This is a genomic window from Bradyrhizobium sp. Ash2021 (genome assembly GCF_031202265.1).
Classification (GTDB): domain Bacteria; phylum Pseudomonadota; class Alphaproteobacteria; order Rhizobiales; family Xanthobacteraceae; genus Bradyrhizobium.
In genome coordinates this window covers 903,839-922,947 of sequence record NZ_CP100604.1, presented here as the reverse complement: position 1 = coordinate 922,947, position 19,109 = coordinate 903,839, and the positions used below count along the sequence as shown (strand labels likewise).

Here is a 19,109-nt window from a genome sequence, read left to right as displayed (position 1 = left end):
CGCTGGTTTCCTCAATTCTGCTGCGCCGGATTGAGATGGGCCGCATCGATTACAAATGTCGACAGCGCACGGCCAAGGCAATCGTGAACGCGTTTGGCGAGATCAGTGCCATGCGCGGTGCTAAACAGGTCGAAATCTCCGGAATCGTTCCAGTGGTGCATCATGGCGAAGCGGTCGAACAAGGGAATGTCGTGCTGCTGCGCCACCACGCGCATACTATCTAGGTATGGCGGCGCGGAAATCATCGTCTCCGTGCGCGGGCTGTATTGCAGATTGATCAAAACCACATCCGTTCCCGCGTTTTGCAACGCAACAACCCCTTCGTTGAGCGCACTCCGAAAGTCGTCAGGATCGATGGATCGCATAGCATCGACGGTTCCGGTCTGCCAGATGACCAAAGTAGGATTTTTTGCCTCCACAAGCTTAACGAGCGTGGCGGCCGCTTCCTCGGCGGTTTTCGCGATCTGTAGTTCTACGGACAGGCTGATCGGGACCGATGGCAGCTTTTCCTTCAGCATCGCCTGCAACCTGGCGGGGTAGGCGCTGGCCTCCGACGAAGCGATGCTGGACGAGCGGCTGCCGATCACCAGGATGTTCAGCGGCTTGCCGCTTTTAACGGCTTCGGCGACTTTCGGAAGCGAGCTTTCGCTCGATAGCAGATAGGCCGGGACCTCGCAGTTCGGCGGAGCATCCTCGGCACGCGCCGATCCCGCGGTCAAACAACCGGCAAGCAGCATCAGGCCTAGCCGGGCCCCGAAATCGGACCTCATGCGCCCCCTCCCGCCATATCGGCGTTGCCGCCGGTGCCTTTTGTTTTCGACGCACCCTTGTCGGCGGAGTGTTTGTACCACGAAATCAGCCACGCCATTCCGCTCATAATGAGGATTCCGCAGATGCTCACCAGAGCGTGCAATGCAGCACCACCGGAAACTTCGGCGAGGACGAAATGCCCCGCGAACGCCAGGAATACGCCGAGGCAGAATATCTCAAGCGAGTGCTGGCCGCACAGGATCAATGGTCGCAGCCAGGGCGACTTTAATCCTGACCATTCCCTGGGGAGGAAGCGTGCGGTGATGAGCGCCAGCGCCAGGAAGTGCGCAAACCGCAGCACGTCGAGATCGGTCTTGTCGATCGGATACATCCATTCTTCGACGCGGTGCGGCAGCATATGACCGAGTTGCGGCACGTGCCAGGTCAGCGTGACGTAGAGCGCGGCGACCAGATAGACGATCGAAATCCACATCGTGACCGGCGACGACAGGATCCGCGACATCCGCCGCGCCCCGCCCATCGCGCACCAGGCGCCGAACACGAACAGCAACTGCCAGGCGAACGGATTGAAGAACCAAACACCGTTCGGATAGGCCGTCAGATAGAGATCGTAGTGCCAGGTCAGCGCATAGAGCCCGGCCGAGAGCGCCAGCGTGACGTCGGCTTTCCACTTCATCAGCCACAGGATCAGCGGCAGGAACAGCATCAGCACGATGTAGAGCGGCAGCACGTCCATGTTGACGGGGCGGAATCTCAGCAGCAACGCCTGGACGATAGTGACATCCGGCTGCTTGAGAAAATCCATGATGCCCATCTCTTCGGTGTAGAGCGGATTCTCGAAGGAGGTGGCGACGTAGGAAATCTCCGCGAGGAAGATCGTGAACAGGAACACATGCGCGACATAGATCTGCCAGACCCGCCGCAGGATCCGCGCCGTCGCCACCACAAAGCCCGCCTGCAGCATCGCGCGGCCGTAAACGAAGGCGGCGGTGTAGCCGGAGATGAAGATGAAGATTTCGGTGGCGTCGGAAAATCCGTAATTGCGGATCGTGAACCAGGTCAGGATGTTGGGCGGCAGATGGTCGATGAAGATCAGCCACAGCGCGAGCCCGCGAAACAGATCGAGCCTCAATTCGCGCTCGCCGGCCACGGGCAGCGTAATCGCCGGCGCGGCAGCCGCAACCGCATCGCCCTTCGCGAGCGCGGCTGCGTCCGCGACCGGCGGTCCGGCAATTTGATCGGCAATCGACGTCATCAGGTACCGTTTTGGACAGGCGGATTTTCGCCAGCACGCGTCTGGAAGGATAATATCGGCCCGCAACTTGCAAACAAGATACGGGATTGTCGCGCGGGGTGCGCTTTAGGATGGAACTATGTTGAAAGCGCGATGGAAAATGACGCCGGCGCGGGGTTTTGCAGGCCGCTGCGGCGATTGGTTCCATCCGATTCTTTCGCTATGATAGGGCCCAGGATTAAAGAAGATCGCCCGCATGTACCGCGCCGTCACCCGCCAGATCGAAGTCACCGTCGAGCCGAACTTCCTGCCGGAACGCTCGTCGATCGATCGGGGGCAGTATTTCTGGTCCTACACCATCGTCATCACCAATTCCGGCACCGAGACGGTGCAGTTGCGGACGCGGCACTGGATCATCACCGACGCCACCGGCCGCAAGCAGGAAGTCCGCGGCGAGGGCGTGGTCGGCGAGCAGCCGGTGCTGGCACCCGGCGAGCGCTTCGAATACACCTCGGGCGTGCCGCTCCCGACCGCCTCGGGCTTCATGGCCGGCCGCTACCAAATGGTCAGCGAAAGCGGCGAACGGTTCGAGATCGACGTGCCGACGTTTTCGCTGGATAGTCCGGACGGGAAACGGGTGTTGAATTGACGCGCGCTTGCGCGCGTCATCACCGGGCTTGACCCGGTGATCCATCTTTCTTCGCAAGAGTCTTGCGAAAGTGATGGATGCCCGGGTCAAGCCCACGGCTGTCCGGTTTAATTTTAGCATAGGCTGAGGCTCAACTGTCGCTGATCTTTGATGATCGGAGGCGGTGGAAGGAGCAGCCTGTTGATCGGTCGTCTGTGCATAAGGTTTACGCGCACCAGACGGGTGAAGGTGAGCAGGCTGTGAACGGCTCGCTGGGCGGTGTGTGCCAGGCGCAGCAGTAGGAAGGCGATCAGAGCCACTGCGATCTGAATGCGCACGGCATTTTCGGAGCGTCCAATGAACTGCTTGATTTTGAGGGTCTGCTTGACCCAACGAAAGAACAGCTCAATCTGCCAACGGCGTTTATAGAGATCGGCGATATCGGTTGCCGGTAGATCGAGGTCATTGGTGAGGATGCGCAGGATCCTTCCGGTGTCGATGCGCACGCGGATCTCGCGGACGGGATCCTGGAACGGGTTTTGACGGTTGCGTGCCATACGTTGCGGCAGATGGCCGATGCGATCAGAAAGAATATTTGAGCCTGCCGCGACTGCATTCTTGTGGACCACGTGAAGCTTGGTGTTGCTCTTGAGCCGGGTCACGATCCGGCAGTCCGCGGCGTGGAGTTTGGCCCACCAGGAGTAGTCATAATAGCCGAGGTCGAACACGTAGGTGGCCCCGGCCTCGATCGGCATGTCCTTGGCGGCAGTGATGTCATTGATGTTGGCCGGCGTGACAGCGGCATAGATCGGGCAAACGGCGTCGGGGTCATAGACGATGTGCATCTTGGCGCCGCAGACACCTGCCGAGAACCTCGCCCAGTCCTTGCTCAGCGCGCTCAGACGAAGGCTGCTCGAATCGATCAGGTGCACCGCTTCGCCGGTCTTGCGCTTGAGCCCACGCGTGAGCTGCCCGACCAAATGCGCGAACAGGCCGCTGAACACCTGCCAGGGCCGCTGTGCGTTGGCATCCGCAAGCGTCGAGCGCGACACCTCATCGCTGCCCAAATGGTAGAGCCTGGTGGCGTGGCTCTGCAGACCGGCCTCGATCTCTCGCAGGCTCTGCGCCCCCGACAATTGTGCGTACATCAGCGCAATTAATTGGCTCTTCGTCGTCAGGGTGCGAACATGCTTGTCGGCCCCGTGCTCATCCACAAGCTGATCAAAGCGATGCCACGGAACCTGCTTCAATACGCTGTGGAATACACTATTGTGATGCTGCATGGCTTGATCCTTCTCCGTGTCCCAAAACGTCGCCAAACGCTTGGAACACAGAAGAATCAATGCCATGCGCCATGTCCACCAAAATTAAACCGGACAGCCGTGGGTCAAGCCCGGGCATGACGAAGGTGCATGTGACACAGCTTCACGATCTCGCCGCGCATCCCGCGCGAGTCTTGCTTCGAAACTTCCCGCTCTCTCCCATCAGAGGGCGCAGGGAATGCCGGATGCGCGCTGCACCCGCGGTCTCGTGTGCAAACATGCACAAAAAACGCACATGAGCATACAGGTTCAGCGGAGGCAATCCGGCATTCCCTGCGCAATGGTTTTAAATTCCGAGGGTCATTACGAGCCGTGTATAGCTTATCCGTCCGCCGACTGAGAGCTGGTCGCCGATGAACGATATTCCTTTCGAGACGGCGCTGGGCGAACGCGTCGAGGACATGCTCGACGCCTGCACACGATGCGGCAAGTGCGTCGAGGTCTGTCCAAGCGTGAAGCCCGCCGGTATCGCGGACACGCCACCCGAGGACATCATCGGCGGCATACTCGACCTTGTGCGTACCGGCGACGGTCCCGAGGCGTCACGCAAATGGGCGGCGTCCTGCATGCTGAGCGGGGAATGCATCAAGGCGTGCGACTACGGCGTCAACCCGCGGTTCCTGCTGGCGATGGCGCGTCTCGGCATCGCCAGGGCCGACAACGAACTTCCTGAACGGCGCCGACAGGGGGTGGAGAGATATCGTGATGTCAGCCGCGATGTGACGATGCTCTCGCGTTTGCAGCTCGATGCGGCGGTACTAGAGCGGCTGGGTCAGAAGTCGGCGTCGGTATCGACGCCCGCCGAGGCGCCGGATTTCGTGTTTTACACCGGCTGCAATGTGCTCAAGACGCCGCACATCGCGCTGCTTGCCCTCGATATCATGGATGCGCTCGGCATCACCTACCAGGTGATGGGCGGACCCAGCCATTGTTGCGGCATCGCGCAGCTGCGCGCCGGCGACGTCGAAATGTCCGGGCGCATGGGCTCGAATACGATCGAGAAGTTGTCGCACTCCAGGTCCGGTCAGGTGATCTCCTGGTGTCCGAGCTGTTACGTCCAGTTCACGGAAACGACGCTGCCGACAATCGAACGACAGCGCGGCTCGCGGCCGTTCGAGATGACGCCGTTCATGCGATTCCTCGACGGCCGGCTCGACGAGTTGAAGCCGAATTTGCAGCGGCGGGTCGAAATGCGGGTTGCGTTACACCGGCATCCCGGCGTGGCCGGCGTCATGGAAGCCGCCGCTGAAATCCTGAAGGCCATCCCCGGCGTTGAGCTCGTTGACCTGAAGCAGCCGGCGGTCGGCCTGCAGAGCGTCAATGTCGGCGTGTTGCCCGCGTTCAAACGCGAGCTGCAGCTTAACGAACTCCAGGCGGCGCGCGATGTGGGCGTCGATGCACTGGTTGCGGTCTATCATTCCGATCATCGCGAGCTGTGCGCGCACGAACGCGACTGGCCGTTCCGTATCATCAACATCCTTGAGGTGGTCGGCGAGAGCATGGGGTTGCATCGGCATGATCGTTACAAGCAGCTCAAGATCATGCAGGATGCCGATCAGATCGTCGCGGAATGCAGCGATCTGATCGCAAAGCACTCACTCGACCCCGGCAACGCCCGCAACGTCATCGTCAAGGTACTGCTTGGCGACCAGCCACTTGCCCTGCGAGCGACGTAACGTCGCCTATGCCGCCCTACTCCACCCCCGCCTCATGCGGCGTGAACTGATACACCGAACTGCAGAACTCGCAGGTCACCACCACCTTGCCGTCCTTGACCATGTCGGCGCGGTCCTGTGGGGCAAAACTTTTCAGCATCGACGACACCGCGTCGCGCGAGCAGGAGCATTGCGCGCGTAACGGAAGAGGCGCGAAGACGCGGACGCCGCGTTCGTGGAACAGGCGATACAGCAAGCGCTCGCCCGACAGATCGGGATCGATCAGCTCGACGTCCTCGACGGTTGCGATCAGCGACTGGCCCTCGACCCAGGCGTCATCTTCCTTGACCTCATGCGTGGCCGCGCCTTCCGGCGCGTTGCCGGGATGCAGATCGGCCTGCCGCGCGCGCTCCGGCGCCTTCGGCAAAAATTGCAGCAAAATGCCGCCGGCGCGCCAGCGGTGCTTCGGGCCGTCGCCGCCGCCGCGCCATTCCTCGCCGACCGCAAGGCGCACCCTGGTCGGAATCTGTTCCGAGCGCAGAAAATATTCATGCGCGGCGTCCTCGAGGCTGTCGCCGTCGAGCGCCACCAGCCCCTGATAGCGGCTCATGTCCGGACCCTGATCGATGGTCATGGCAAGATGGCCCTTGCCGAGCAGCTGGCCGGAACTAAGCCCCTCCTTCAGCCGCGTCGCGTCGTAGCGCGCATAGGCGCGCAGGCGATCCGGGGCCTGGAAATCCACGATCAGAAACGACACCGGCCCATCGGTCTGTGTCTGCAGGATGAAGCGGCCATCGAATTTAAGCGACGAGCCGAGCAATGTCGTCAGCACGATCGCTTCGCCAAGCAGCTTGCATACTGCCGGCGGATAATCGTGCTTGGTGAGGATGTCGTCGAGCGCGGGGCCAAGCCGGGTCAGCCGTCCACGCAGATCGAGTGTATCGACCTCGAAGGGCAGCACTGCGTCGTCGACGGGAACCGACGAAGGCGCCCGAATGGGCGCCTTGGCCGTGATTTTGGTGTCTGATTGTGAATCCATGGCGCTTTATCTGGGGTCGGAAGACGGAAATCGAAAGGGGTAATCCGTGTCCCGGACGCGGTGCAGCGTGCAACGCTGCTCCGCAGAGCCGGGACCCATTTGTGCCCGCCACATGGACCCCGGCTCTGCAGCGCACCGCCATAGCGCGTCGAAAGACGCGCGTAAACGCGCTTGTGGCGCTGCGCAGCGTCCGGGGAACGCAAACTGTGAGAACGCCGCTACGCCACCGCGTCAAAGCACCAGGCCAGAATGCCCTTTTGCGCATGCAGGCGGTTTTCGGCCTCGTCGAACACGACCGACTGCGGGCCGTCGATCACCTCGTCGGTGACCTCCTCGCCGCGATGGGCGGGCAGGCAGTGCATGAACAGCGCGTCCTTATTGGCCAGCGACATCAGCTTTGCATTCACCTGATAGGGTTTCAGCACATTGTGGCGGTGCTCGCCGTCCTTGTCGCCCATCGACACCCAGGTGTCGGTGACGACGCAATCGGCGCCGCGCACGGCGGTTTCCGGATCGTTGCCGAGCACGATCGGGGCTTGCGTTGCCTTGATCCAGTCCTTCATTGCCTTGTTCGGCGCAAGCTGCGGCGGGGTAGCGATGTTCAGATTGAACTTGAAGCGCTCGGCCGCATGCGCCCATGACGCGAGCACGTTGTTGTCGTCGCCGGTCCAGGCCACGGTGCGGCCCTTGATCGGCCCGCGATGCTCCTCGAAGGTCATCAGGTCCGCCATCACCTGGCAGGGATGCGAGCGCCGTGTCAGTCCGTTGATCACGGGCACGGTGGCGTGCGCGGCGAGCTCCAGCAGCGCGTCGTGGTTGAGGATGCGGATCATGATCGCATCGACATAACGCGACAGCACGCGCGCGGTATCGGCGATGGTCTCGCCGCGACCGAGCTGCATTTCGGCACCCGTGAGCATGATCGCTTCACCACCGAGCTGGCGCATGCCGACGTCGAACGATACCCGCGTCCGTGTCGAGGGCCGTTCGAAGATCATCGCCAGCGTCTTGCCTTCGAGCGGCTTCTCGGGCTTCTCATGCGCTTTCAGCTTCGCCTTCATGGCGGCGCTGGCGGCCAGCATGTTCTGCAACTCCGTGAGCGGCAGCTCGTTGATATCGAGGAAGTGGCGGACGGCCTTGCTCATCACCCCGCCGCCTTCTTCAACTGGCCGCCGGATAGCGCCATGCAGGCGCGCTCGAGGCTGGCAACCGATTCCTCGATCTCGGACTCGGAGACGATCAGGGGCGCCAGGAAGCGCACCACATTGTCGCCGGCGCCGACGGTCAGCAGCTTCTGGTCGCGCAACGCATTGACGAGATCGCCCGACGGCACCACGGCCTTGACGCCGACCAAAAGGCCTTCGCCACGCACTTCCGACAGCACTTGGGGATAGCGATCGACCACCGAGGCCAGCTTCTGTTTCAACAGCAGCGACATCTTCTGCACATGGTCGAAGAAGCCGGGCTTCAGCATCACGTCGAGCACCGCGTTGGCGGCCGCGACCGCCAGCGGATTGCCGCCGAAGGTCGAGCCGTGCGAGCCCGGCGTCATGCCGGACGCGGCTTCCGCAGTCGCAAGGCACGCGCCGATCGGAAAACCGCCGCCGAGCGCCTTCGCCAGCGACATCACATCCGGCGTGACGCCGAGGCGCTTATAGGCGAAGAGATCGCCGGTGCGGCCCATGCCGGTCTGCACCTCGTCGAACACCAACAGCAGGCCCTTGTCGTCGCAGAGCTGACGCAGCGCCTTGAAGAACGCGTGCGGCGCGGTGCGCACACCGCCCTCGCCCTGCACCGGCTCGATCAGGATGGCCGCGGTGTTTGGGCCGATCGCCTTTTTCACGGCTTCGAGATCGCCGTGCGGGACCTGGTCGAAACCGTCCAGCGGCGGACCAAAGCCTTCGAGATATTTGGCGGAGCCGGTCGCAGCCAGCGTGCCGAGCGTGCGGCCGTGGAACGCGCCCTCGAAGGTGACGAGGCGGTAGCGCTCGGGATGGCCCTTTGCGGCGTGATAGCGGCGCGCGACCTTGATCGCGCATTCCATCGCCTCGGCGCCGGAATTACAGAAGAACACGAAATCCGCAAAGCTCTGCTCGCACAGCCGCGCCGCGAGCTTGTCGCCGTCGGGCGATTTGAACAGGTTCGACATGTGCCAGAGTTTCGTCGCCTGCTCCTGCAGGGCCGCGACCAGATGCGGATGGCAATGACCGAGCGCATTCACCGCGACGCCGGAGGTGAAGTCGAGATAGCGCTCGCCATTGGTTGCGATCAGCCACGCGCCTTCGCCGCGCTCGAAGCCAAGATCGACCCTGGCGAAGACGGGAAGCAGATGCGACGTGGCGCTCTTGGTCATGGCAATCACTGATGGTTATGAGACAGTCACGATGCCTGCCGGGGCGCGGCAGCAGCCCGTCTTCCGAAAACAAAACGTGCCGCCTTTTTCGGGCGGCACGTGGCAAACATTCTATGCTGGCGGCGGTAACTGTCAACACGCCACGAGACGTGCCTTCCTGCACTGCAAGAAAAGCGCAATCCGTAACATTCCGGGGCGGTGGAAAAACACGATTGCAATGCTTAAGTGTGGGAACATGTGGACGCACCGACGGGGACTCTTGCGCCAGAGTCCCGCCATATTGTAGCGTCTGAGCCGTCGGGTACGACATCTCGTGCGGCGGATCTGATCCTCTGAAGTCCGGTGTTCTGCGTACACGCTCGGGCGCGCTTTCTGCGCCCGGCGAGGGCTAAGGGATTCTGCCCGCAGGGATATTTGAGACGATTGGCATCGCCAGCGCTGCCCCAGATTGGCCGGCGCGACGCGAAGGGAAGAATGCGATGACAGTATTGACCTGGTCCGACGATCGCGTCGAGCAACTGAAAAAACTTTGGGAGTCCGGCCTTTCGGCCAGCCAGATCGCCGCGGAACTCGGAAATGTGACGCGAAATGCGGTGATCGGCAAAGTGCACCGGCTGGGGCTTTCCGGCCGCGCCAAGAGCCCCTCCTCGGCCGCCCCGCGGCAGCGCAAGGCCCGCCCAGCCCAGCAGATGATGCGGGTTTCGCGGCCGGTGTCGCGCGGCAACACCGCGCTGGCCCATGCCTTTGACGTGGAGATGGAGCCCGATCCGGTCACCTACGACAATGTGGTGCCGATGAGCCAGCGGCTGTCGCTGCTCGAGCTCAACGAGGCCACCTGCCACTGGCCGATCGGCGATCCCTCGAGCAACGACTTCTTCTTCTGCGGCGGCAAGGCGCTCGCCAGCCTGCCCTATTGCGCGCACCACTCGCGCGTCGCCTATCAGCCGGCTTCCGATCGCCGCCGCCCGGCGCCGAAGCCGACCAGGTAAGGCACGCGCACTCTCCGGTGTCGTCCCCGCGAAGGCGGGGACGACAGTGGAGTGTTTTCACTCCACCTTCGCAAATCGATCGTCCAGCGCGTAGCCGGCGCCGCGGACGGTGCGGATCGGGTCCTGCTCGCGGCCGGGGTTGAGCAGTTTGCGCAGGCGGCCGATATGCACGTCGACGGTGCGCTCGTCGATATAGATGTCGCGGCCCCAGACGCTATCGAGCAGCTGCTCGCGGCTGAAGACACGGCCGGGATGCTCCAGGAAGAACTCCAGCAGGCGATACTCGGTCGGGCCGAGATCGATCGGACGGCCCGAGCGCGCGACCCGGCGCTTCTCGCGATCGAGTTCGATGTCGCCATAGGTCAGCACGGTGGCGAGCCGCTCCGGGCTCGCCCGCCGCAACAGGCCTTTCACACGCGCCAGCAGTTCCGGCACCGAAAAGGGTTTTACGATGTAATCGTCGGCGCCGGTCGCCAACCCCCGCACCCGCTCGCTTTCCTCACCGCGCGCGGTCAGCATGATGATCGGCAGCTGCTTGGTCTCGGGCCGCGCGCGCAGGCGGCGGCACAGCTCGATGCCGGACAGTCCCGGCAGCATCCAGTCGAGCACGATCAGATCGGGCACGCGCTCCTTCAGCCGTGTGTCGGCGTCGTCACCACGGCCGACGGTTTCGACGTCGTAGCCTTCGGCATCGAGGTTGTAGCGCAGCAGCGTCGTCAGCGCTTCCTCGTCTTCGACCACCAGAATGCGGGCGCTCATCAGTGTAAGCCTCTCTTCGTCTTATTTTGCCGCGTTTTCTTCACGCGAAACGCTACGTCTCTAGTTCCCGGGTACCGTCGTGGCGAACGTCGTCATGTCGCCCTTCGGACGCTTGTCCATGATCTGCTGGCCCTCGATCATGTAGAACACGGTTTCGGCGATATTGGTGGCGTGGTCGCCGATCCGTTCGATGTTCTTGGCGCAGAACATCAGGTGAATACAGAACGAGATGTTGCGCGGATCTTCCATCATGTAGGTCAGGAGCTCGCGGAACAGCGAGGTGCAGATGGCGTCGACTTCCTCGTCGCCCTTCCACACCGCCATCGCCGCCGGCAGGTCGTGCGCCGCATAGGCATCGAGCACCGACTTGACCTGCGACTGCACCAGGTCGGTCATGTGCTCGAGGCCGCGGATCAGTTTCAGCGGATGAAAATCGTTCTCCAGCGCCGCGACCCGCTTGCCCATGTTCTTGGCGAGGTCGCCGATCCGCTCCAGATCGGTGGCCACCCGCATCGCGCCGACGATTTCGCGCAGATCGATCGCCATCGGCTGGCGCCGCGCGATCGTCAGCACCGCGCGCTCCTCGATCATGTGCTGCAGATTGTCGATTTCGGCATCGGCGGCGACCACGCGCTTGCCGAGCGCGATATCGCGGCGCACCAGCGCATCGACGGATTCGGTGATCATGCGTTCGGTGAGGCCGCCCATCTCGGCGACCAGCCGGGTCAATTCCTGCAGATCGCTGTCGAACGCCTTGGCGGTATGTTCAGAAGCCATGTGTTATCTCCTCAACCGAACCGGCCGGTGATGTAGTCTTGGGTGCGTCGATCGCTCGGCGAGGTGAAAATCTTGTTGGTGTCGTCGAACTCGATCAACTCACCAAGGTACATGAAGGCGGTCTTGTCCGAGACGCGCGCCGCCTGCTGCATATTATGGGTAACGATGGCGATGGTGTAGTCCTCCGCCAGTTCCTGGATCAATTCCTCCACCTTGGCGGTCGAGATCGGGTCCAGCGCCGAGCAGGGCTCGTCGAACAGGATCACCTCGGGCCGCACCGCCACGGTGCGGGCGATGCACAGCCGCTGCTGCTGGCCGCCGGAGAGCGATAGGCCCGAGGCGTTCAGCTTGTCCTTGACCTCATTCCACAGCGCGCCGCCACGCAACGCCTTTTCGACCCGGCCGTCCATCTCGGATTTGGAGATCTTCTCATAGAGGCGGATACCGAAGGCGATGTTCTCATAGATCGTCATCGGAAACGGCGTCGGCTTCTGGAACACCATGCCGACCCGGGCCCGCAGCAGGTTGAGATCGAGCTTGGGGTCGAGGATGTTGGTCTGGTCGAGCATCAATTGACCGGTCGCACGCTGGCCGGGATAGAGATCGTACATCCGGTTGAAGATCCGCAGCAGGGTCGATTTGCCGCAGCCGGACGGCCCGATGAAGGCGGTGACGCGGTGGGTGCCGAGCGCAAGGTTGATGTTCTTCAGCGCGTGGTGCTCGCCGTAGTAAAAATTCAGGCCCCGCGCGGTGACCTTGGCCGGCGCGTCCGGCAACGCCACCGGGGGAACGGATCCGCTCGCGCTGCTCACCGATACAGAAAGATCGTTCATTTTGCGGTCCTCTCGGCGCCCAGGATGCGCGCGCCAATGTTCAGCGCGAGCACGGTCAAGGTGATGAGCAAGGCCCCGCTCCAGGCCAGCTGCTTCCAGTAGGCGTAGGGGCTTTGCACGAAATTGTTGATGGTGACCGGCAGGTTCGCCATCGTCTTGGTCAGGTTGAGGCTGAAGAACTGGTTGGACAGCGCGGTGAACAACAGCGGCGCGGTTTCACCGGCGACGCGCGCGGTCGCCAGCAGCACACCGGTGATCAGGCCCGACCGCGCGGCGCGATAGGCGATGCGCTTGATCACGAGCGAGCGCGGCAGGCCGAGCGCGGACGCCGCTTCGCGCAGCGGATTGGGCACCAGCACCAGCATGTCCTCGGTGGTGCGCACCACGACGGGGATCACGATCACGGCCAGCGCGAGGCAGCCGGCAAAGGCCGAAAACCCGCCCATCGGCACCACGACGGCGCCGTAGACGAACAACCCGATGATGATCGACGGCGCGCTGAGCAGGATGTCGTTGATGAAGCGGATCACTGAAGTGAGGCGATCGTTCCGGCCGTATTCGGCGAGATAGGTGCCGGCGAAAAGACCCAGCGGCGCGCCGACGCCGACGCCGATCACGGTCATGATGATCGAGCCTGTGATGGCGTTGCGCAGGCCGCCGTCGGTCGATCCTGGCGGCGGCGTATCCTGGGTGAACACGGCGAGATTGATGCCGGCGAGGCCGTTGTAGAGCAGCGTGAACAATATCAGCGCCAGCCACGTCACGCCGAACAAGGCGGCGCCGACGCACAGCGCGCGGATGACGATGTCGTACCGGCGGCGTGAGGCGTAAATCGGGTTCATGGCCCTAATTCCCCGCCTTCTTTTCCAGCCGCATCAGCATCAGCCGGGCGGCGGCGAGAACGAAGAAGGTCAAGATGAACAGCAACAGCCCGAGCAGGATCAGGCCCGACTGGTGCAGGCCGTCGCTTTCGGCGAATTCGGAGGCGATCGCCGCCGAGATCGTGGTGCCCGGCGCGAAGATCGAGCCCGAGATGCGGAACGAATTGCCGATGATGAAGGTCACCGCCATGGTTTCGCCGAGCGCGCGGCCGAGTGCCAGCATGATGCCGCCGATGACGCCGACGCGGGTGTAGGGAATGACGACGTTGCGGACCACTTCCCAGGTGGTGCAGCCGACGCCATAGGCGGCTTCCTTCAGCACCGGCGGCACCGTCTTGAAGACGTCGACCGAGATCGAGGTGATGAAGGGCAGCACCATGATCGCGAGAATGAGCGCGGCGTTGAACAGGCTGAGATAGGACGGGGGACCCGCGAAGATCGCACCGAGCACCGGGACGCCGTCGAAAATGTTGATCATGAACGGCTGGAACGTGTTGGCGAGGAACGGCCCGAGCACGAAGAAGCCCCACATGCCGTAGATGATCGAGGGAATGCCGGCGAGCAATTCGATGGCCAGGCCAATCGGACGGCGCAGCCACAGCGGACAGATCTCGGTCAGGAAGATCGCAATGCCGAGACCGACCGGAATGGCGATCAACATCGCGATCCCGGACGTGACCAGCGTGCCGTACATCGGGCCGAGCGCGCCGAGCACCGGCGGATCGGCGGACGGCGCCCAGCGCTGCGTCCACAGGAAGGCAAAACCGTATTCCCTCATCGCCGGAAAGGCGCCGACGATCAGCGAAAGAATGATGCCGCCGAGAATGAGCAGTACCGAGATCGCGCAGCCGCGGGTGATCCAGTAGAAGGTGACGTCACCAAGCTTGAACGCGCTGAGTGCCCTGGCACGATCGTAAGGTCCGGCTGCTTCCATTACGTCGCTCTGAACGGCCATGTCCGCCACGCCAATCCCCTGTCTAGTTCAAAGCCACTCAAATCGCCACGCCCCGAAGCGATTTTACTGAAGATTTACTGGCGTCATTCTCCGATGTGCGATTGCACATCGGAGATGGTCCGGAAGACCAGACTTCAGATGCGCAATTGCGCATCGGGGAATCCTTGGAATCCGGGTTCGCTCGTTGCACTCGCGCCCCGGAATGACGGGGCGCGAGATTCGTTGCAGACCAGTCTCAGCTCTTGATGTCGGCCGACCAGGTCTTTTCGATCAGCTTGACCACCGATTCCGGCATCGGGATGTAGTCGAGCTCTTCGGCCATCTTGCCGCCCTTCTGGAACGACCATTTGAAGAACTTGATGGCTTCCTGGGAGGCTGCCTTGTCGGTCGCATCCTTGTGCATCAGGATGAAGGTCGAGGCGGTGACCGGCCACGACTTCTCGCCGGGCTGATCGGTGAGGATCACGTAATAGCCGGGAGCCTTCGCCCAGTCGGCGTTGGAGGCGGCCGCCTGGAAGGCCTCGACGGTCGGCTGCACGGTCTTGCCGGCCTTGTTGATCATCGCGGTGTAGGTCAGCTTGTTCTGCTTGGCATAGGCGTACTCGACATAACCGATCGAGTTCTTGGTCTGGCCGATATTGCCGGACACGCCTTCGTTGCCCTTGGCGCCGACGCCGGTCGGCCATTCAACCGCAGTGCCGGAGCCAACCTTGGTCTTCCAGTCCGCGCTCACCTTCGAGAGATAGTCGGTGAAGTTGAAGGTGGTTCCCGAACCATCGGAGCGGCGCACCACGGTGATGGCGTCCGAGGGCAGCTTCAGCTTCGGATTGAGCTTGGCAATCGCCGGATCATTCCATTTGGTGATCTTGCCGAGATAGATATTGGCAAGCGTTTCGCCGTCGAAAACCATCTCGCCGGGCTTCACGCCCTCGAGATTGACCACGGGGACGATCGCGCCCATGACCATCGGCCACTGAACGAGGCCATCCTTGTCGAGCTGCTCGACCTTCAGCGGCATGTCGGTGGCGCCGAACGTCACGGTCTTGGCCTGGATCTGCTTGATGCCGCCGCCGGAGCCGATCGACTGATAGTTCAGACCGTTGCCGGTCTCCTTTTTGTAGGCGTCGGCCCATTTCGAATAGATCGGGAACGGGAACGTCGCGCCCGCACCGGTGATATCGGCGGCGAATGCCGACGTCGAAGCGGCGACCAAGCCGGCAGCGACGATTGTCTTGAGGAAATTCATGGTTGGTCTCCATTGGTGAGCGAAGCGCCATCCGCGCCCGAGCGCGCTCACGTCGGTCCGTTTAGGAGCGGTCGATAGAGCTTTTACGAAGGTTCGATGACAGTTGGATGACAGTCTTAAGCGATTGAAATCGCTTGGATTTAGGCCGCTGTCGGAGGTTTTGCCTGGGGAAAACAGGCGGTAAAAGTCGCACCGTTTTTGGGCACGCTTTCGATCAAAAGCCGGCCGCGATGACGGTTAAGAATATGTTTCACCAGCGATAATCCGAGCCCGGTTCCACCTTGGGCACGGCTGTCGCCGACGTCCACCCGGTAGAAGCGCTCGGTCAGCCGCGGCAAATGTTCCGGCGCGATGCCGGGGCCGAAATCGCGCACCAGCACGCGAATTTCCGGGGTGCCGTCGGTGGACGCCGCCTGGACCAGCGAGACGATCACCTTGCCGCCGGACGCGCCATATTTGAGCGCGTTCTCGATCAGATTCTCGAACAGCCGCAACAGCTCCTCGCGGTCGCCCGCGATCGTCACCGGCGTCTCGGGCAGATCGATCTCGATTAGGACCTGACGCTCGCGCGCCAGTGGTTCCAGCCCGTCGGCGACCTGGCGGATGATCGGCACGATATCGATCGAGGTGTCGGGACGGACATGGGCTGACAGTTCGACCCGCGAGAGCGACAGCAGGTCGTCGATCAGCCGCGCCATTCGCGTCGCCTGGGTATGCATGATGCCGAGAAAGCGCTCGCGCGCCCGCGCATCGTCCTTGGCCGGCCCCTGCAGCGTATCGATGAAACCCGACAGCGCGGCCAGCGGCGTGCGTAATTCGTGACTGGCATTGGCGACGAAGTCGGCGCGCATTTCCTCGACCCGGCGCAGCGGCGTCTGGTCGTGGAACGTCATCAGCATGCACTTTTCGGTGCCGCCGAACAGGGTGGGCACCGGCACCGGCGTGACGATCAATTCCATCCAGCGATCGACCGGCACGTGGTCGAGATAGGTCGCGCGACGCGGTTCGGTGGTCGCGATCGCCTCGCGCAGCGCGGTGATGATCTCGGGCGAGCGCAGCGCGAACTGGGCAAGCTCGTTGCGGCGCAGCGCCGGCGCGAGCTGGGCGGCGGCGGCATTGAGATGGATGACGCGGCCGGCGCGGTCGAGCAGCACCGCCGGATCCGGCATGCCTGCCACGACCGCGCTGACCGCGGCGGCTTCGACCGGATTGACGCCGCGGACATCCTCGCGCGAGGCGACCGCATCATGCAGGCGCCATGGCACCAGGGCGGCAGCGGCGATGCAGACGAAAACCGCGGCGGCGCGAACCGGCGACAATTCGCCGAAGGCAACCAGCACGGCAAGGGCAAGGCCCGCCGCGAGCAGGATAATGGCAGAGTGCCGCAGCCGGTCCGGCCACGGCGCAAAGAAGGAAGTAGAAGCGGAATCGTCTATCGCCATCGAGCCTTACTTCCCGTCATTTCTGACACGCTTGCTTCACGCGAACCGGGGCCCACCTCGCGCAAAAACGCTTTGGGCCGCTTGTCAGGCGCCGGTGTCTCCACGCTCGCGCACATAGACCGCCTCACGTCGCGGCTTGGCGTCGGGGCCGGGCGTCAACTGGCGCAGGCGCTTGAGTCGCGCACCCAGGATAACTTCCCGAAACGTCAACAAGATTACAGATATGACAAACGGCGCAATATAATAGAGCACGCGGAACAAAAGCATCCCGGCCAGCAGATCCTCGCGGTCCATCTGCCAGAGGCCGACCAGCATGGCGGCGTCGAACACCCCAAGCCCGCCGGGTGAATGGCTGGCGAAGCCCAACAGGGTCGCCGAAACGAAAATCACAGCGACGACGACAAAGCCGAGATTGGGCTCGTCCGGCACCAGCACATACATCGCCAGCGCGCAGAACCCGAGATCGACGATGCCGATGGCGATCTGCAGCAGCGTCAGCGGACCGCCCGGCAACGACACCGTCCATGGCCCGCGGCCGACCCGGCGGGGCTGGGTCCAGACCCAGACCACATAGGCCACCAGCGCCACGATGATCGCGAACGCCACCACGCGGTTGAGCCAGGGCGGAAGCTGGTCGATGGAAGCAGCGGCCTCCGGGTGATAGGCGATGCCCATTCCCAACACCGCGGCATTGCCGAGCCAGAAGGTCAGCCCGGCCAGGAAGCATATCTTGGCGACGTCGATCGCGTTCAGCCCCCAGGCCGAATAGATCCGGTAGCGCACCGCGCCGCCGGTGAAGACGCTGGCGCCGACATTGTGCCCGATCGAATAGGAGGTGAAGGCGGCGAGCGCGTTGGTGCGGTAGGGAATGTTGCCGTGGCCGATGGCGCGAACCGCGAACCAGTCATAGAATGTCAGGGTGAAATAGCCCGCCGCGACAAACAGCGCCGCCAGCCAGATCTGGCGCGGCTCGGTCGACTTGATGGCCTCGATCACCTCATTGGAGTCGATACCGCGGAGCATGTGGTAGAGCACATAGCACGCGATGGCGATGACCGTGATGCTGACCACAACCCCCAGCTTGTGCAGGATTTGCTTCTGGCGCAGAAACGAGACCGCTCTGCGTATTGCTTCCAGCATCTAGACCTCGAATGGCGATCTCGCGACGACGGCTGCCGGGCGGACCCCGCCGACGCTACGCTGCTCCCTGCCCCCTCTGGTAGCGCGTTTTGAGCCGGAGTGGAATTCGCCTGACGACAAATAAAACACGCTTCTTCAACATATTAGGCGGAATTCGTGACAGCGACTGCACAGTTTTGCTGCATTCCCGCGCCCTGAACAAGGTCGTAAAACACCGGAGCCACCGGCTTTGCGCGGGCAGGGCGCACCGTCAGGCGGCGGATTTCGCCGAAAGTCGCTGGTAGATCAACAGATCGAGTTCCGGCGCCTGGCCGGCCAGACCGGTCAGTAGCGCGTGGACCTGGCCGCGGTGGTGTGTCTGGTGGTTGAACCAATGCGCCAGCGCCGGCCCCAGCGGCTGCTCGAACACTTCCGGCGTCGAGACGCGGCGGTACCTGATCGTGCCGGCAATGCGGGCATCGTCCAGCTGGTCGACGAAATCGATGATGCGCCGGTCCTCGGCCTCGCGCGCGGGGCGAAGTTCGGCGAGCGTGCCGAACAGGATCGCATCCAGCCGGTCCGGCGCGTCGCCCTCGCCGGTGAAGCGCTGCATCCAGATCCGGTCGGTCGCCAAGAGATGATTGAGAGATGATTGAGCGTGCCGTGCACCGATTTGAAGAACGCGCCGCGATCGGCGCGATATTGCTCGGCGCTGAGCCGCGCCGCGGCGTCGTACAGCCGCGCGTTGGCCCAAGCGTTATAATGCCCGAGCATTCGATAATGGGCGGTCAGGGTCATGGCCAGATCTCAGCCCACGGGCGCGCTGCGCGAAACCACCCGGTCGCGCAGCCACGATCCGACCGCGCAACCACATAGGTAAAGCGCGAACATCACGAGGCCGAGGTCGAGCCAGTAGCCGAAGCGGCCGGGGACAATTCGCGCGAACGCTGCCGCAACCAGTGCCGCCGCCAGCACCGCAAGCCAGCGCGCCAGCGTTTTCGAGACGCCCTGGCCGCGCTGGACCACCGAGATCCAGCCCATCGCCAGGCCGAGCAGCAGCGACGCCAGGAGCCAGCCCCAGTAGAATGTCGTCAGATAAACCATCG

18 protein-coding genes and 1 pseudogene are annotated in these 19,109 nt (G+C 62.9%); 3 read left to right on the top strand and 16 right to left on the bottom strand.

Features of this window, described 5'->3' with window-relative positions:
* Positions 1–11: 11 nt before the first annotated feature.
* Together NL528_RS04285 and NL528_RS04280 are read right to left on the bottom strand one after the other, a co-directional pair.
* Positions 12–770 (bottom strand): SGNH/GDSL hydrolase family protein, encoded by a 759-nt coding sequence (locus NL528_RS04285; RefSeq protein ID WP_309184801.1) that lies wholly within the window; start codon positions 768–770, stop codon positions 12–14.
* Positions 767–2,026, bottom strand: coding sequence for an OpgC domain-containing protein (locus NL528_RS04280; protein ID WP_309181472.1), 1,260 nt, complete (start codon positions 2,024–2,026; stop codon positions 767–769). Before NL528_RS04280 ends, NL528_RS04285 begins: the two co-directional genes overlap by 4 nt.
* 235 nt (positions 2,027–2,261) lie before the next feature.
* On the opposite strand from NL528_RS04280, the gene apaG reads away from it, so the two are divergent.
* Positions 2,262–2,654: a Co2+/Mg2+ efflux protein ApaG gene (gene apaG / locus NL528_RS04275; protein WP_309181471.1), complete on the top strand. Its 393-nt coding sequence runs from the start codon at positions 2,262–2,264 to the stop codon at positions 2,652–2,654.
* A gap of 113 nt (positions 2,655–2,767) precedes the next feature.
* Here the strand turns inward: apaG and NL528_RS04270 are convergent, their stop codons facing one another.
* Entirely contained in the window at positions 2,768–3,916 is a 1,149-nt protein-coding gene (locus tag NL528_RS04270; RefSeq protein ID WP_309184800.1) for an IS4 family transposase, read from the bottom strand.
* A 392-nt stretch (positions 3,917–4,308) separates the two neighbouring features.
* On the opposite strand from NL528_RS04270, the gene NL528_RS04265 reads away from it, so the two are divergent.
* Positions 4,309–5,631: a (Fe-S)-binding protein gene (locus tag NL528_RS04265; protein ID WP_309181470.1), complete on the top strand. Its 1,323-nt coding sequence runs from the start codon at positions 4,309–4,311 to the stop codon at positions 5,629–5,631.
* 16 nt (positions 5,632–5,647) lie between these two features.
* On the opposite strand, the gene NL528_RS04260 is transcribed toward NL528_RS04265, so the two are convergent.
* The 3 genes from NL528_RS04260 to NL528_RS04250 all read right to left on the bottom strand — a co-directional run bounded on the left by NL528_RS04260 (position 5,648) and on the right by NL528_RS04250 (position 9,002).
* Positions 5,648–6,649 carry an Hsp33 family molecular chaperone gene (locus NL528_RS04260; RefSeq protein ID WP_309181469.1) on the bottom strand — a complete coding sequence of 334 codons (1,002 nt, stop codon included), beginning with the start codon at positions 6,647–6,649 and terminating at the stop codon, positions 5,648–5,650.
* A 218-nt stretch (positions 6,650–6,867) separates the two neighbouring features.
* Complete coding sequence (argF, locus tag NL528_RS04255; protein WP_309181468.1) at positions 6,868–7,794, bottom strand: ornithine carbamoyltransferase; 927 nt, start codon at positions 7,792–7,794, stop codon at positions 6,868–6,870.
* The gene (locus NL528_RS04250; protein ID WP_309181467.1) at positions 7,794–9,002 is read right to left on the bottom strand and encodes an aspartate aminotransferase family protein; all 1,209 of its coding nucleotides are present in this window, start codon (positions 9,000–9,002) and stop codon (positions 7,794–7,796) included. Before NL528_RS04250 ends, argF begins: the two co-directional genes overlap by 1 nt.
* Positions 9,003–9,481: 479 nt before the next feature.
* Between NL528_RS04250 and NL528_RS04245 the strand changes: the two genes are divergently transcribed.
* Positions 9,482–9,991 carry a GcrA family cell cycle regulator gene (locus NL528_RS04245; RefSeq protein ID WP_309181466.1) on the top strand — a complete coding sequence of 170 codons (510 nt, stop codon included), beginning with the start codon at positions 9,482–9,484 and terminating at the stop codon, positions 9,989–9,991.
* A 57-nt stretch (positions 9,992–10,048) separates the two neighbouring features.
* On the opposite strand, the gene phoB is transcribed toward NL528_RS04245, so the two are convergent.
* The 10 genes and pseudogenes from phoB to NL528_RS04195 all read right to left on the bottom strand — a co-directional run bounded on the left by phoB (position 10,049) and on the right by NL528_RS04195 (position 19,107).
* Positions 10,049–10,750 carry a phosphate regulon transcriptional regulator PhoB gene (gene phoB / locus NL528_RS04240; RefSeq protein ID WP_074271485.1) on the bottom strand — a complete coding sequence of 234 codons (702 nt, stop codon included), beginning with the start codon at positions 10,748–10,750 and terminating at the stop codon, positions 10,049–10,051.
* A 60-nt stretch (positions 10,751–10,810) separates the two neighbouring features.
* The gene (gene phoU, locus NL528_RS04235; protein WP_309181465.1) at positions 10,811–11,527 is read right to left on the bottom strand and encodes a phosphate signaling complex protein PhoU; all 717 of its coding nucleotides are present in this window, start codon (positions 11,525–11,527) and stop codon (positions 10,811–10,813) included.
* An 11-nt stretch (positions 11,528–11,538) separates the two neighbouring features.
* Positions 11,539–12,360, bottom strand: coding sequence for a phosphate ABC transporter ATP-binding protein PstB (pstB, locus tag NL528_RS04230; protein ID WP_309181464.1), 822 nt, complete (start codon positions 12,358–12,360; stop codon positions 11,539–11,541).
* Positions 12,357–13,202 (bottom strand): phosphate ABC transporter permease PstA, encoded by an 846-nt coding sequence (gene pstA / locus NL528_RS04225; protein WP_309181463.1) that lies wholly within the window; start codon positions 13,200–13,202, stop codon positions 12,357–12,359. Before pstA ends, pstB begins: the two co-directional genes overlap by 4 nt.
* 4 nt (positions 13,203–13,206) lie before the next feature.
* On the bottom strand, positions 13,207–14,196 hold the full coding sequence (gene pstC, locus NL528_RS04220; protein WP_309184799.1) for a phosphate ABC transporter permease subunit PstC: 990 nt from the start codon (positions 14,194–14,196) through the stop codon (positions 13,207–13,209).
* Positions 14,197–14,431: 235 nt separating this feature from the next.
* Positions 14,432–15,442 carry a phosphate ABC transporter substrate-binding protein PstS gene (pstS, locus tag NL528_RS04215; protein WP_309181462.1) on the bottom strand — a complete coding sequence of 337 codons (1,011 nt, stop codon included), beginning with the start codon at positions 15,440–15,442 and terminating at the stop codon, positions 14,432–14,434.
* Positions 15,443–15,582: 140 nt separating this feature from the next.
* Positions 15,583–16,884: an ATP-binding protein gene (locus NL528_RS04210; protein ID WP_309181461.1), complete on the bottom strand. Its 1,302-nt coding sequence runs from the start codon at positions 16,882–16,884 to the stop codon at positions 15,583–15,585.
* Between the two features lie 84 nt (positions 16,885–16,968).
* Positions 16,969–18,024: a lysylphosphatidylglycerol synthase domain-containing protein gene (locus tag NL528_RS04205; RefSeq protein WP_309181460.1), complete on the bottom strand. Its 1,056-nt coding sequence runs from the start codon at positions 18,022–18,024 to the stop codon at positions 16,969–16,971.
* A 250-nt stretch (positions 18,025–18,274) separates the two neighbouring features.
* A pseudogene (locus NL528_RS04200) lies at positions 18,275–18,801 on the bottom strand (DinB family protein).
* Between the two features lie 9 nt (positions 18,802–18,810).
* Positions 18,811–19,107, bottom strand: coding sequence for a hypothetical protein (locus tag NL528_RS04195; protein ID WP_309181459.1), 297 nt, complete (start codon positions 19,105–19,107; stop codon positions 18,811–18,813).
* Between the last annotated feature and the right edge of the window lie 2 nt (positions 19,108–19,109).

What these genes read in the sequence shown, in the direction of transcription:
- argF (WP_309181468.1), bottom strand. Translation starts at nt 7,794, where the DNA reads ATGAGCAAGGCCGTCCGCCACTTCCTCGATATCAACGAGCTGCCGCTC.
- phoB (WP_074271485.1), bottom strand. Translation starts at nt 10,750, where the DNA reads ATGAGCGCCCGCATTCTGGTGGTCGAAGACGAGGAAGCGCTGACGACG.
- NL528_RS04265 (WP_309181470.1), top strand. Translation starts at nt 4,309, where the DNA reads ATGAACGATATTCCTTTCGAGACGGCGCTGGGCGAACGCGTCGAGGAC.
- NL528_RS04210 (WP_309181461.1), bottom strand. Translation starts at nt 16,884, where the DNA reads ATGGCGATAGACGATTCCGCTTCTACTTCCTTCTTTGCGCCGTGGCCG.
- apaG (WP_309181471.1), top strand. Translation starts at nt 2,262, where the DNA reads ATGTACCGCGCCGTCACCCGCCAGATCGAAGTCACCGTCGAGCCGAAC.
- NL528_RS04195 (WP_309181459.1), bottom strand. Translation starts at nt 19,107, where the DNA reads ATGGTTTATCTGACGACATTCTACTGGGGCTGGCTCCTGGCGTCGCTG.
- pstC (WP_309184799.1), bottom strand. Translation starts at nt 14,196, where the DNA reads ATGGCCGTTCAGAGCGACGTAATGGAAGCAGCCGGACCTTACGATCGT.
- phoU (WP_309181465.1), bottom strand. Translation starts at nt 11,527, where the DNA reads ATGGCTTCTGAACATACCGCCAAGGCGTTCGACAGCGATCTGCAGGAA.
- pstS (WP_309181462.1), bottom strand. Translation starts at nt 15,442, where the DNA reads ATGAATTTCCTCAAGACAATCGTCGCTGCCGGCTTGGTCGCCGCTTCG.
- pstB (WP_309181464.1), bottom strand. Translation starts at nt 12,360, where the DNA reads ATGAACGATCTTTCTGTATCGGTGAGCAGCGCGAGCGGATCCGTTCCC.
- pstA (WP_309181463.1), bottom strand. Translation starts at nt 13,202, where the DNA reads ATGAACCCGATTTACGCCTCACGCCGCCGGTACGACATCGTCATCCGC.
- NL528_RS04245 (WP_309181466.1), top strand. Translation starts at nt 9,482, where the DNA reads ATGACAGTATTGACCTGGTCCGACGATCGCGTCGAGCAACTGAAAAAA.
- NL528_RS04260 (WP_309181469.1), bottom strand. Translation starts at nt 6,649, where the DNA reads ATGGATTCACAATCAGACACCAAAATCACGGCCAAGGCGCCCATTCGG.
- NL528_RS04270 (WP_309184800.1), bottom strand. Translation starts at nt 3,916, where the DNA reads ATGCAGCATCACAATAGTGTATTCCACAGCGTATTGAAGCAGGTTCCG.
- NL528_RS04285 (WP_309184801.1), bottom strand. Translation starts at nt 770, where the DNA reads ATGAGGTCCGATTTCGGGGCCCGGCTAGGCCTGATGCTGCTTGCCGGT.
- NL528_RS04250 (WP_309181467.1), bottom strand. Translation starts at nt 9,002, where the DNA reads ATGACCAAGAGCGCCACGTCGCATCTGCTTCCCGTCTTCGCCAGGGTC.
- NL528_RS04280 (WP_309181472.1), bottom strand. Translation starts at nt 2,026, where the DNA reads ATGACGTCGATTGCCGATCAAATTGCCGGACCGCCGGTCGCGGACGCA.
- NL528_RS04205 (WP_309181460.1), bottom strand. Translation starts at nt 18,024, where the DNA reads ATGCTGGAAGCAATACGCAGAGCGGTCTCGTTTCTGCGCCAGAAGCAA.